Below are 13,108 nucleotides of genomic sequence, written 5' to 3' on the forward strand. Positions count from 1 at the left end.
GTTCCCACCCGAAAAAACTTGATACAAGTAGATTCCGTGAACAGTAGTTTTTAATCAGCGATAACTTTTCAGTAGATTTTCCAGGAAAACCCAGACCTTCTCGATAGAGGGAATGAAAATTCTTTCAGCCGGAGAATGAGGGTCTTTGATTGTTGGCCCGAAAGAAATCATTTCAATGCACTCGCATTTTGAGCCAATTACCCCGCACTCAAGTCCGGCATGCACGACCCTTATTTCCGGCTCTTTCTCAAAGGTACCAGTATAAACCTGCCTGCACTTCATAAGTAACCCGGCCTGAAGGTCAGGTTCCCAGGCAGGATATCCGCATTCATGTTCAGCCTGTGCTCCTGCCAATTTTGCAACGGTTTCCACCTTTCCTGTGACTTCAGCCAGCCTTGACATAACAGAACTGCGCTGGCTCGAGAGAATTCTTACTTCATTTTCCTCTGTTCTTACTGTTGCCAGATTGTTTGAAGTCTCAACAAGTCCCGGGATTGTGTCCGAGAGCCTGTGAACCCCATGAGGCAGCCCGAGAAGGAGCCCGAGAAGCCTCTCTTCCGTTCCTGCCGAAAAGACCTTTCCCAAAGGCAATTCTTTTCTGGCGACCTTACCTCCGGCTGTCTCAAAAATAGCTCTATTCTCAACCTCTTTAAGATCAAGGACAATTTCAGGATCTGATTCTGCATACTCATCCCTGAGAGTCTGCATAAACCCTGAGACAAAGTCTTCTGCCCGCCCTTCTTTACTCCTCAGGAGTGCAATAAATGCCTCTGCACGGTTTGGAATCGCGTTATGGACGCTCCCTCCACTGAAAAAGACTAGTCTGAGGTTGTCAGATCCGATTTTCTCCTTCAAGCCTGCCAGAAGCCGGGCAAGCAACTGAATTCCATTTGCCCTCTGCCTGTGAATCTCAACTCCGGAGTGCCCTCCTTCAAGCCCTTCAACCGAGAGCCTGAAGAACCCGAACCCACCTTCCTTTCCGTAGTCAAACAGCTCCCATTCAACAGGCAGGGTAACCCGTGAATTCTGCCCTCCTGCGCACCCTACTATAAACATTCCTTCATCCTCAGAGTCCAGGTTCAGCAGGATTCTGCCTTCAAAAAAACCTTCTTCAAGCCCGCTGGCTCCTGTAAGTCCTGTTTCCTCGTCAACCGTAAAGAGCAGCTCGAGCGGCGGATGCTCTATCTCTCCTTTCTTTCCGGCTTCTGCCAGCACAAGCCCCATTGCAATTGCAATTCCGTTGTCCGCCCCGATAGAAGTCCCATCTCCTCGCAGCCACTCCCCATCATACACACACCTGATAGGGTCTTTCGAAAAATCGTGCTCTGACTCTTTGCACTTCTCGCAGACCATATCCATATGCCCCTGCAGCACAATCCCGGGAGAGTTTTCATACCCCGGAGTAGGAGGGACTTTGATCAGGACATTGTTTGTAGCATCGGTTTTTGCTTCAAAGTTGCGGTTTCCTGCCCATTCCAGTAGCCATAAGGCAAGTTTTTCTTCATTTTTAGAACGGCGTGGGATTTTATTGATTTCTTCGAAAGTTTTAAGGATCTGTCGGGTTTTCGGGTGCATGGGGGATCAACTCAAAGATATGTCAAGGTAAAAAAATTATTATAGCCAAGATCTATGCTTTAATTAGTATTCCTTTCAGAGTTCAGTTCTTGCACTCCTATTGTTAGAACAGAGATTTAAGTGTAGTTCCGGTTTCAGTTTTTTCAGTTAATCGATTGCTATTCTTCCTGTGTTTCCAGATAAGTCTGATACTATAAAAAATTTAGAGGGTTTTCTGCCTGGCTGAAAAGCATTTCCCCTGGCCATAGAAGCCTTTTTTGAGCTCAAGTTTCTCTGGAAATAAAGTATACAGGAAATGCAATTAAGACAGAATAAAATATTACTTAAAAAATGCTATTTTCCAGTTTATTTTATCGCTTTTTACCACTTCGTCAAGTCTCTTTTTTGGTCTTTTTTGGGCAGACCGCTCTCTTTTGTCGAGTGCAACAGAAATAACAGGTATAGCGAGTACGGCTGTACTGGTCAACACCCATTTTTGATCTTATAAAGCTTTAACCGATCTTTCAGCAGGCTTCATGGAGAATAGCTCGTCTGGTTAGAAAAATAGTTTTTTGTTCCCTCCAACTAATTTTTACTCTATAATATCGGACTTCTCCGCCAGCTTGTCTGGCGGCTCTTCCCAAAAAGAAGAAAGAAGCAGACAGCAGTATAGAGAAGGAAGAAAAGAATACAAAGAAAGCAAAAAGAAGAGCCTATGAAAAAATCAAAGTTGCGGTGGCGCACCCCACTGCAAGCAACAGGGTATGTTCACACCACCGCTCCAAATTCCGTTAAAGTAGACGATAGCCCTAAAAAATTTAGTTTGAGCAGAAATTAACAACCAAAAAATGGAATTGATAAATCGTACTATCATTAACGATTACCGAGGAAGTATTCCATCCTCGCAGCAAGCTAGCGGGATATTTAACTGAAATAAACCTGGACTTAAGAAAGGAGATCTCAGGTTCAGTTTCCGGATCTACTGAGAAAACAAAAATTTAATTGGCGCTGGATAGCGCCGTCGCCTGAACTAAAAAACCTTGCTTTAGATTCACATAGGTGGTGCTGGTCTTCCAGTCATAAGATCTTCTGTGCGCTTGGCTACCTGATTCTTAAACTGTTTGATGTCTTTAGCCTGGTCGCGCTGTGCCAGCTCGCTTTTAGCTTTGCCAACTACTTCTTCACTGGGCACACCTGCTTTATTCATCTTCCACTGGAACCTGAACGTGGACCATTCATCTGCAATCTCCCTGAATCTCAGGTACTCCATGTTCTGAGGCGTAAGGTCAAGCTGCTCTTCAATTACCCGATTTACATAATCCTTGTTCGACTCAAAAACCACCAGCGGCTCGATAACATCAGCCTGTACGATATTCCTGATATCACGGCCTTCATATTTTTCAAGAAGATTGGCACATGCCTCAAAGTGGGAGATTTCCATCCTCATAAAGTCCTCCCAGATAGCTCTTATCCTGGAATCGCTTTCAGTCTGCGCGCAGGAGAAATAAACATAAGCTTCACAGAGCTGCATGAGCGCTGACTTTTCAAGCATTGTCTCCCGAGGATCGCCGAGTAATCCATACTGGGTCACATGCTCTTCTTCAACGTCAGCAATCTCGGAATAAAGCTGCCGTGCAAGTTCATCAGAATACATGTTCCCATGAGTTTTATAGAAAAGCTCGGTCTGCTGCTCACCTGCAACAATGGTGAGGCAATTCATTTTGGTTTTGATATCAGCCGTATCTTTATTATAGTGTTTTCGCATGGTGTCGTCCGGGTGGCGGTGCTCGACACTTGTGGGTCTTCCGGGCTTCACCTCTGTTTTTCCCTGTACAACAGTATCATAGTCGCCTCCTTCCAGATAATCATAGAGGCAACTGTAGCGGTAGAGGTGATCGAAGTCCTCAAGAAGAGCGAAATCCAGAGTCTGTTTTACGTATGGATCGGACTCGTTCCTTGCAAGGTTAGCAGTGAGATCGACAGCCACCTGTTCGTACCCAAGTGTAGTCTCTATAATAGTCTGATTAGCCGGATTTAACCAGTCAACCGTTTGCTGCTGCATGGAGTCAATGCGCCGTATCAAAGCCATCTGACGCTTGATCTCTGGATCGACAGTCATTCGTTCCATGGCATGGGACATAAGAACTGAGGCATTCTCAATCCCATTCATGAGAATTACGCGTGTCCTTGTGTATGCATCTACAGAGTTTCTGTCATACGGAGCTTTGACTATTTCCTTCCAGTTCATGAACTGCTCTTCTATCGGTATACTATCCATATTAAAAGGTTTAAACTGTGCCATTCCCATATCCTCCAGAATTCTTTACCAGCAGGGCTCTCTGCAGGTGGCGGGTGGTCAGAACCGGTATAATTCCAGTTGCTAAATATAGAACCTGCCAAAGAGCAAAACCGTAACCTGTTGCCATAATTGCTTCGCAGAATGCCCCACACATCTGCAATAATTCCTGCCTTAAGCTTCAACCCCGGCCGCAGGCAAGGCAACTGGCATGTAACTGGTCTTTTTTAGTTATTTTAGTGTATATTAATCTTGCTTAAATCGATTAATAGGATATATGTATAAATTTGATCTATATAAAATCCATCGTATAATAATTCCAAAATGAGTAAAGGTTTCGAGATGAGTAAACTTCAAAATAAGTAAACTTCAAAATAAGTAAACTTCAAAATAAGCAAACTTCGAGATGAGTAATATAGTTTCGATATTAGTATAATAACGAAATACTATAAAATTAACTAAAGGTACTATAACAGCGTGTTCCAGCCGGTAATGGACATGAAAACTGGGTTCTCAGGGGAAAGTAGAGCCTAAAAGGGGGAAGCAAACTTACAATGGTAGATACTTCAGATATGGTGATTTTCTGGGCTGTAGTTATGGCCCGCTTCTTGATACCGCTCACCATTCCTCGTTACCCTCTCCCCGGCGTGCTGGCATGCCTGATCCTGGACGGTATCGACCAGACGATCTTCCAGCTGTTCACGAGCCTGCCTCTTGAAGGCTATCAGAGCTACGATAAATCCCTTGATGTCTATTACCTGACCATTACGTATCTTTCGACCCTGCGCAACTGGTCGAACCTCTATGCCTTCAAGCTAAACCGCTTCCTTTTCTATTACCGTCTGGTCGGCGTCGCTGTCTTCGAACTCACACAACTACGCCCTCTGCTGCTCGTTTTCCCTAACACTTTTGAGTACTTCTTTATCTTCTATGAAACCATCCGCCTGAAATGGGATCCGAAGGTGCTGACAAAAAGCAAATTGATAACTGCTGCAGCCCTTATCTGGATTTTCGTCAAGCTGCCTCAGGAATACTGGATACACGTCGCCCAGCTGGACACCACTGACTGGATCAGGGCAAATCCTTCAAACGCCATCATACTGATCGCCTACGCAGCGTTCCTGCTCGGTATGGCCTGGTGGTTGGTCCGGGACCTTCCTCCCACCCGCCCGGGCCTGGAAATTGCCGCCACCCCCGTGGTAGCTGCCCCGGCTGTCCCACCCACGCCTAAAATAGGGAATGAACAGCGGGAACGCCTCATCGATAACTCCGTGATCGAAAAAATCGTGCTGATCTCTCTCATTACCATCATTTTCGCCCAGATACTTCCGGGCGTGCGGGCAAGCAATCTCCAGCTCGCAACAGGCATGGCTGTCCTCATCATAATAAACACAGCATTGAGCCACTGGCTTGCCAGACGTGGAACTCACTGGAAATCAATCATGAGGGAATTTGTCGTGATGTCCGCAGTAAACCTCGGTATAGTGCTTGCTTTTAATTTTCTGCTGCCCAGGTACGACGGCTCAATCAACCTCTTCAACACTCTATTTTTTGTCCTCCTCCTGACCCTGAATATAACTCTCTATGACAGGTACAAGGTTTTACATGTCAGGAACCATAAGACAGAGATAGGCAGTTGATTTTGAGCCAAAATAATTGAGACGTCAGGCGGAGAAAATATGGTCAGACAGCGAACTCTTTCAAGGGAACTGAACTACAAATATTTCTTACCCGTGAAGCTTCATTCGCTACACTGAATAGTCCCTGTCACGCTCGAATAGGGCTTAGGGATCACAGGAAATCGGAGATTTTCTGGGAGTTGCACTGCAAGTGCAACAGTATGCTGTCCTTTTCGCTCCGCTTCGCTCAAGAGGACTAAATTACGATTTCTTTTATCTGTGCAGCTTCATTCACTATACTGAGTCGTTCTTGTCACGCTCGCCTGCGAGCGGCCTTTCCCGTAAAAAAGAAGAGAAAAGGTGGAAGGAAAAACAATTAAAACCAGAAAGTTAAACAGCCAAAAACCCTTTCTGGATGCAAATAAAAAAGAACTAAAAATTTCTAAAAATTACTTATTTTGCTTTTCTCATTAGTCTCAGTTTCCTTCTGCTTTTTTCTTTTGAAGACATTCCAGACTGGCTGGCTGAGGGCTTATATTTGCTGAACTGAAAAGAAATGGTCTCGGGGTTAAGGATGAAATTTGTCTGGCTGACAGGCGAGCCAGGAACCATTCAGCATGTGAAGAGGGAACTGAAAGCTTTTCTCCTTTGTTCCGAAACAGATTAAACAGGTAATCATAGACTACCAGTGCAGAGACTACCGGTGCAGAGACTACCAGTGGCAGGGAAAATTCGCAAAAACTGATTTAAACCCTGGAGGAAAATCAAGATATTGTGACACATCCGCAGGTAATATGTTAGTGTCGTGAGGGATAAAAATATCAAAATATAAAATTAAATAGAGAATAGTACAAATTAAGTAAAGAGATTTTAAGAGCCATTTTTCAGGCTGGACAAACTGGAAACAATAACAAACCCTTTCCGATTGGGTATTTAAGAAGGGAGGCAAACTTCATAATGGTAGCTACCTCGGATATGTTGATTTTCTGGGCTGTAGTCATGGCTCGTTTTTTTATACCGCTCTCTATTCCAAAGTACCCTCTTCCCGGAATAATAGCTTCTCTGCTCCTTGACGCTGTTGACCAGACAATTTTCCAATTGTTTACGGACCTGCCTCTTGAGGGCTATCAGGGCTATGACAAGGCTCTTGATGTCTATTACCTGGCTATCACATACCTTTCAACCATGCGGAACTGGTCAAATCACTTCGCTTTTGAGGTAAATCGTTTCCTTTTCTATTACAGGCTGGTAGGAGTTGCTCTCTTCGAGTTGACCAACCTTCGTTCACTGCTACTTATCTTTCCAAACACCTTCGAGTACTTCTTTATTTTTTACGAGGCAGTCCGCATGAAATGGGACCCTAGGGTGCTTACAAAAGACAAATTAATAATTACAGCAGCCCTGATATGGATTTTCGTCAAACTGCCGCAGGAATACTGGATACATATAGCGAAAATGGATACAACCGACTGGATCAGAGCCAATCCTTCAAATGTATTCATTTTGATTGGGTGGACTGCAGTCATGATCGGCATGGCGTGGTGGCTGCTCAGAGATTTTCCTCCCATGAGATCGGGCTTCTCGATTGCTGCTCATCATGCAACTTTCAGATTTGACAGTTTACGAGCTGCCCGTGTGAAGGATAATTACACGAGTAAGAGATTTTTTGATGATTTCATACACCACGAATTGATCGAGAAGATTGTGCTGGTCTCTCTTCTTAGCATAATCTTTGCACAGATTCTTCCCGAAGTCCGGGCAAACGACGTCCAGATTGCATTCGGTATGTCTATCCTTATCATAATAAACACCGAGTTAAGCCAGTGGCTTGCCAGACGCGGGACACAATGGAGATCAATTGTGAAGGAGTTCATCGTAATGTCTATTGTAAACCTCATCCTTGTCCTGCTCTTTGATTTCCTTCTGGCAAGGTACGAGGGTTCGATCGACCTTCTTAACACTCTATTCTTCGTTCTTCTCCTTACCCTGAACGTAACTCTCTATGACAGATATCGGCGCGTGCATCTCTGGAGTCACGCGACAATAACTGAGTTTGAAGAATCAAAAAAAGGGATTGAGATTAAAAATAATTGAGATCAAAAAGGATTGAAGTTCAAAGGGATTGAAGAGGAGACCGAATGTGAGAATCTGGCAGGCCAGTAAGGTTTTATGAGAAACGGAGATCACTTTTTAAGTATTTCAGTAAAATCTAGATATAAATCTGGTTTGGCCTTGAAATAAAACTGGGAAGTTATCTGTTAAAAGGAGAGAAAAAGGGAGGCAAACTTCAAAATGCCGGACGCGTCAGATATATTTATTTTCTGGGCTGTAGTTATGGCTCGCTTCTTAATACCACTCTCTATTCCGAAATATCCTCTCCCCGGAATAATAGCTTCCCTGGTCCTTGACGCTGTTGACAGGACAATTTTCCAACTTTTTACGGGCCTGCCTCTGGATGACTACCAGGGCTATGATAAAGCCCTTGACATTTATTATCTGACCATTACATACCTTTCAACCCTTAGAGACTGGTCGAACCTTTTTGCCTTCAGATTGAGCCGTTTCCTTTTCTACTACAGGTTGGTCGGCGCAGCCCTTTTCGGGATAACACATCTGCGAGCACTGCTGTTTATCTTCCCGAATGTCTTTGAATATTTCTTCATTTTTTATGAGGCAGTCCGCCTAAAATGGAACCCGCTGGTGCTTACAAAAAATAAATTGATTATCACGGCAGCTCTGATATGGATTTTCGTCAAAGTACCGCAGGAATACTGGATACATATCGCTGAAATGAGCACAACCGATTGGGTCATGGAAAATCCCGCAAACACACTCTTCTTGATTGCCTGGGATTCGGTCCTGCTTTTTATGGTTTGGTGGCTCTTGAAGGACCTACCCCCTGCCCGGCCGGGTTTTTCATTTGCTGCAGACCCTATCCCCTCCTTCCTGTCTGACGGTGCTGAAAGTGCCAGAACAAGGGAGGAGCATAAGCAGATGAAAATAGTCAATAAACTGTTATCCGAAAAGCTCGTAACCCGTGAACTCGCCGAGAAGATCATACTTATCTCTCTCCTGAGCATCATTTTTGCCGAGGTGCTCCCAGGCGTTCGGGCAAACAGCCTCCAGGTGGCAGCCGGTGTATCTATTCTCATAGTGATTAACACCGCATTGAGCCAGTGGCTTGTCAGGCGCGGGAGGCAATGGAGGTCTATTATTCAGGAATTTGTTGTAATGTCAGTTGTAAACTTCGGTCTTGTCCTGTTCTTTGACCTCGTGCTACCCTTACTTAATGGTTCGATTGACCTTTCTAATACCTTATTTTTTGTCCTTCTCCTTACCCTGAACGTTACACTCTATGACAGGTACAGGCGCACGCATATCTGGAGCTATAACAACAAAAGGTGATTTTGCAGGTGTCAAAGACAAACAAATGAAAAATAATTTTAACTCTTGTAATGTTAGGGTACAATGGTGCAGGTGATGGTCAATCAAGAAAAAATCCATAAAAAAAGTTATAGTAATGATCCGAAAGAACGCGGCGGAGCGGTAGAACAACTGAGAAGAAGTTTTAGTTCCTTGCCAGACAAACACGCTGCCTGGGAGATCTGAACAGGCTGGCCCCGGATTAAAACATAACCTTTTACTTACTATCCCTTTCTTTCAGCTCATAATATCTATCCAGTATTTTGAGCGTATTCTCAGAAACCCGCACCTCCATATCCCTTCCGGGCCTGAAATACGCAAAATGGTGAATCTCCATTCCCGGCTCTGGATCCCCTTTCGCCCGAATCCTGAAAACCTTTGACGCATGAAACTTGAAAAGGTACCTGACATCATAAGCCCGAAGCCCGGTCTCTTCCCTGAGCTCCCGGATTGCAGCTTCGATGCTCGCTTCCCCCTTTTCCGGTTTTCCTCCGGGAAGCCTGAAGTAAGACCCCGAACTGCTCACAAGCAGGACCCCTTTTTCGGTTTCAACAATTGCCGAGCCTCTGCGGTTGTCGTATGCGCTTGGAATATTTTTGCCCCCGCTAAATAGTTGTATTTTACAGGTTTGCTACTTATGGATTGGTTTTATTTCTGAAATTATTTAAAGCTTCAATGAGGCTGGTTGTTTCCTTTCTCCTTTGTTTCCTTTCTCCTATTTTTTATCACGCCTTGACCGCTATTCATGTCCCTAATAAAATCAACACGGATTCCTATAAAATATTTTTTCGACATTTTAGCAACATATTTATGTTAATTCAGTGATGAGAACTAAAAACAAGTTCAAAAGATGATAAAAAATGGCAGGCAACAATAACGAAACTGAAAAAAGGTTATGGGACGTGGCTAACGAACTCCGGGCAAATTCCGGCTTGAAAGCCTCGGAATACTCCGTCCCTGTACTCGGGTTAATTTTTTTAAGATACGCTGAGTTCAAATTCGCTCAGGCAGAACAGGAATTAAAACTGGAGCTGGAAAACAACTCATCCAGCCGGAGAAGGAAAAACGAAATCTCAAAAGTGGATTTTCAGGCAAAAGGAGTCCTTTACCTTTCTGAAAAAGCCAGATACTCTTATTTACTGGACCTGCCGGAAAGTGAAAACACAGGAAAAGCTGTCAATGAAGCAATGGAAGCAATTGAAGCCGAAAATCCTGAACTGACCAACATCCTGCCAAAAAACTACACATCTTTTGAAAATGACCTGCTCGTTGCCCTTTTAAAAGCCTTCAAACTGCCCACGGACATCCAGGGAGATGCCTTCGGCAAGATCTACGAGTATTTCCTCGGCAAATTCGCAATGGCTGAAGGCCAGAAAGGCGGGGAGTTCTTCACCCCCATATCCCTTGTCAAATTGATTGTAGAAGTCATCGAGCCCTACCACGGAAAAATCCTTGATCCTGCCTGCGGGTCAGGCGGCATGTTTGTCCAGAGCGCCCATTTTGTTGAAAACCACCACCGAAAAGCCAGTTCCGAAATCTCTGTCTACGGCCAGGAAAAAGTAGCCGATACCGTCCGGCTCTGCAAAATGAACCTTGCAGTCCACGGGCTATCAGGGGATATTAAAGAAGGCAACACCTATTATGAAAACATTCACAATTCGGTCGATACTTTCGATTTCGTAATGGCAAATCCCCCCTTCAACGTGAAAAAAGTCGATTTTGAAAAGGTCAAAGGCGACAAAAGGCTCCCACTCGGCACCCCTTCAACTGATAACGCAAACTACCTCTGGATCCAGCACTTCTGGTCAGCCTTAAACGAAAAAGGCAGAGCCGGTTTCGTCATGGCAAACTCCGCCTCCGATGCCAGAGGCACAGAAGCTGAAATAAGAAAACAGCTCATCGAAAGTAGTGCAGTTGACGTAATGGTCTCCATCGGCTCAAACTTTTTCTACACTGTCACCCTCCCCTGCACCCTCTGGTTCCTGGACAAAGGTAAAGCCGGAACCGGCCGAAAAGATAAGATTCTCTTCATTGACGCCAGGGAGATTTTCACGCAGGTCGACCGGGCGCACAGGGAGTTTACCGCAGAGCAGATCGAAAAAATCGCAGGAATCGTCAGGAGCTACCGCGAAGAAGAAGGAAGCGAACCTTACGAGGATGTCAAGGGTTTGTGTAAGGTTGTAACTCTTGATGAGGTCAGAGAGCAGGGATATTCTCTAAATCCGGGCCGGTATGTAGGGGTTGCCGAGGCCATTGAAGAGGATTTTAATTTTACGGAGCGGTTGCAAGAGTTAAATGAAGAACTTGAAGGGCTGAATCTCGAAGCAAGGGAGCTGGAAGAAGAGATTGGTGAAAATATAGAGAAACTATTGGGGAAGAAAGTATGAGAACGTCGGAATGGAAAAGTGTAAAGTTAGGAGATGTGATAACATTCCAAAGAGGTTTTGATCTTCCAAAAGGCAAAAGAGAGAAGGGAACCATTCCAATAATATCATCTTCAGGAACTGATGGCTTTCACAACGAGTCAAAAGTTAAAGGACCCGGCGTAGTTACAGGTCGATATGGAACTTTAGGGAAGGTATTTTTTGTTGAAGAGGACTTTTGGCCACTTAATACAACTCTATATGTAAGAGACTTCAAAGAAAATGATCCAAAATTCGTAAGTTATTTTTTATCCACTCTAAACCTTGCCAATCAAAATACAGCAGGTGCGGTTCCAGGATTGAATCGTAATGCTCTCCACCTCATAAATGTAGAAGTACCAGTTATCGGAATTCAAAAAAAAATCGCTTCCATCCTCTCCAGCTACGATGACCTTATAGAAAACAACAAACGGAGAATAGAAATCCTTGAACATATGGCAAAGCTAATTTATGAGGAATGGTTCGTTAAGTTCAGGTTTCCGGGGCATGAAAATGTAAAAATGATTTCTTCTGAATTGAGGGAGATCCCAGAGGGATGGAAAATTTGTAGGGTTGGAAGCTTACTAAGTTCTCTAGAATCTGGAAGTCGACCAAAAGGTGGTGTTGGAGATCTAGGTGAAGGGATTCCAAGTATAGGGGCAGAAAATATTATTGGTCTAGGAATTTATGATTTTTCTAAAGAGAAATATGTATCTTCCGAATTTTTCAATAAAATGAAAAAAGGAATTGTAAAACATAAAGACGTACTTTTGTATAAAGATGGCGCAAAAATTGGTAGAAAAACGATGTTTTGTGATAATTTTCCTCATGGAAAATGTTGTATAAATGAGCACGTTTTTATCCTAAGGTCAAAAGATCAGAAATGTCAAAATTATCTTTATTTTTGGTTAGATCTGGATTTTATGACAGAAAACATAAAAAATCTAAATTCAAATGCAGCTCAACCTGGTATTAATCAAGAAGATGTTAAATCCTTACCAATTTTAATCCCACCCATTGAAATTATAGAGGAAATCAATAAAATACTGGAACCTATTTTGAACCAGATATTTATTCTAGCCAAAAAGAATCAAAATCTCCGCAAAACCCGCGACCTTCTTCTCCCCAAACTGATCTCAGGGGAAATAGATGTTTCTGATCTGGATATTCACATAAGAAACGAGTTTCAGGAATCATAATTCAACCTTCGAAGCCGTAGTATGCAACATGGTCTGGATTTAAGGTGGTTTGACTTAAAAAAGACTCTGCAGAATGCAGACAAAAAAGAGCTTATCAATATTATCCAGAATCTTTACAGGCTTTCCGAAGAAAACAGATGGTGTTTGCTTGCAGGAAGCATGGAGCCAGAAGCTGAGCCAGGAGTACTGGAAGCTTACCGGGAAATAATAAAAAATGAGTTTTTCCCGGAAAAGGGGCATGGGACGCTCAGGTATTCTGTAGCTGAAAAGGAGATAGACAGTTATTCAAAGGCATCAGGGGATTTTGAAGGGAAATTGGAGCTAATGCTTTTCTATGTTGAAAACGGGGTGGATTTTACCAACGAATATGGGGACATAGATGAGAAATTCTACAACAAAATTGTTGACATGCTCGAAAAGTTCTGTAATCTCTTAAAAACACCTGAAGGAAAACCCCTTTACCCCCGGTTTAAGAAGAGGCTTTTTGAAATTAGAAAAAAGTCAGAAGGGATAGGCTGGGGATTTGAGGATGACGTAGAGTTACTTGTAACAGATATCGAGGATTTTTTTGATAATCCCGCAAGAAGCCTTCATAGCCACGTATAAATATTTCCA

At 43.5% G+C, this 13,108-nt stretch carries 11 protein-coding genes; 7 read left to right on the forward strand and 4 right to left on the reverse strand.

The window, feature by feature from the left end:
- Positions 1-54: 54 nt before the first annotated feature.
- The 3 genes from pepD to FXV91_RS17815 all read right to left on the reverse strand — a co-directional run bounded on the left by pepD (position 55) and on the right by FXV91_RS17815 (position 4,007).
- Complete coding sequence (gene pepD, locus FXV91_RS17805; protein ID WP_229392123.1) at positions 55-1,575, reverse strand: beta-Ala-His dipeptidase; 1,521 nt, start codon at positions 1,573-1,575, stop codon at positions 55-57.
- 1,030 nt (positions 1,576-2,605) lie between these two features.
- Complete coding sequence (locus FXV91_RS17810; protein WP_229392124.1) at positions 2,606-3,856, reverse strand: hypothetical protein; 1,251 nt, start codon at positions 3,854-3,856, stop codon at positions 2,606-2,608.
- Positions 3,843-4,007 (reverse strand): hypothetical protein, encoded by a 165-nt coding sequence (locus FXV91_RS17815; protein WP_229392125.1) that lies wholly within the window; start codon positions 4,005-4,007, stop codon positions 3,843-3,845. The genes FXV91_RS17810 and FXV91_RS17815 overlap by 14 nt, the downstream gene beginning before the upstream one ends.
- Positions 4,008-4,404: 397 nt before the next feature.
- Here FXV91_RS17815 and FXV91_RS17820 point away from each other — a divergent pair, with 397 nt between their 5' ends.
- The 4 genes from FXV91_RS17820 to FXV91_RS17835 all read left to right on the forward strand — a co-directional run bounded on the left by FXV91_RS17820 (position 4,405) and on the right by FXV91_RS17835 (position 9,078).
- Complete coding sequence (locus FXV91_RS17820; protein ID WP_229392126.1) at positions 4,405-5,490, forward strand: hypothetical protein; 1,086 nt, start codon at positions 4,405-4,407, stop codon at positions 5,488-5,490.
- Positions 5,491-6,426: 936 nt separating this feature from the next.
- Complete coding sequence (locus tag FXV91_RS17825) at positions 6,427-7,563, forward strand: hypothetical protein (protein WP_229392127.1); 1,137 nt, start codon at positions 6,427-6,429, stop codon at positions 7,561-7,563.
- A gap of 198 nt (positions 7,564-7,761) precedes the next feature.
- The gene (locus FXV91_RS17830) at positions 7,762-8,874 is read left to right on the forward strand and encodes a hypothetical protein (RefSeq protein WP_229392128.1); all 1,113 of its coding nucleotides are present in this window, start codon (positions 7,762-7,764) and stop codon (positions 8,872-8,874) included.
- A gap of 63 nt (positions 8,875-8,937) precedes the next feature.
- Positions 8,938-9,078 carry a hypothetical protein gene (locus tag FXV91_RS17835; protein ID WP_229392130.1) on the forward strand — a complete coding sequence of 47 codons (141 nt, stop codon included), beginning with the start codon at positions 8,938-8,940 and terminating at the stop codon, positions 9,076-9,078.
- 31 nt (positions 9,079-9,109) lie between these two features.
- Here FXV91_RS17835 and FXV91_RS17840 read toward each other — a convergent pair whose 3' ends face one another.
- Entirely contained in the window at positions 9,110-9,511 is a 402-nt protein-coding gene (locus FXV91_RS17840) for an NUDIX domain-containing protein (protein WP_345945539.1), read from the reverse strand.
- 241 nt (positions 9,512-9,752) lie between these two features.
- Between FXV91_RS17840 and FXV91_RS17845 the strand changes: the two genes are divergently transcribed.
- From FXV91_RS17845 to FXV91_RS17855, 3 genes are read left to right on the forward strand one after another with little or no spacing between them, the layout of a single operon-like run.
- Positions 9,753-11,279, forward strand: coding sequence for a class I SAM-dependent DNA methyltransferase (locus tag FXV91_RS17845; RefSeq protein WP_229392134.1), 1,527 nt, complete (start codon positions 9,753-9,755; stop codon positions 11,277-11,279).
- Complete coding sequence (locus FXV91_RS17850) at positions 11,276-12,493, forward strand: restriction endonuclease subunit S (protein WP_229392136.1); 1,218 nt, start codon at positions 11,276-11,278, stop codon at positions 12,491-12,493. The genes FXV91_RS17845 and FXV91_RS17850 overlap by 4 nt, the downstream gene beginning before the upstream one ends.
- Positions 12,494-12,514: 21 nt before the next feature.
- Positions 12,515-13,099, forward strand: a complete 585-nt coding sequence (locus tag FXV91_RS17855) for a DUF6155 family protein (RefSeq protein ID WP_229392138.1) — start codon at positions 12,515-12,517, stop codon at positions 13,097-13,099.
- The last annotated feature ends 9 nt before the right edge of the window (positions 13,100-13,108 follow it).

The organism is Methanosarcina sp. DH2, from assembly GCF_020804225.1.
GTDB lineage: Archaea > Halobacteriota > Methanosarcinia > Methanosarcinales > Methanosarcinaceae > Methanosarcina.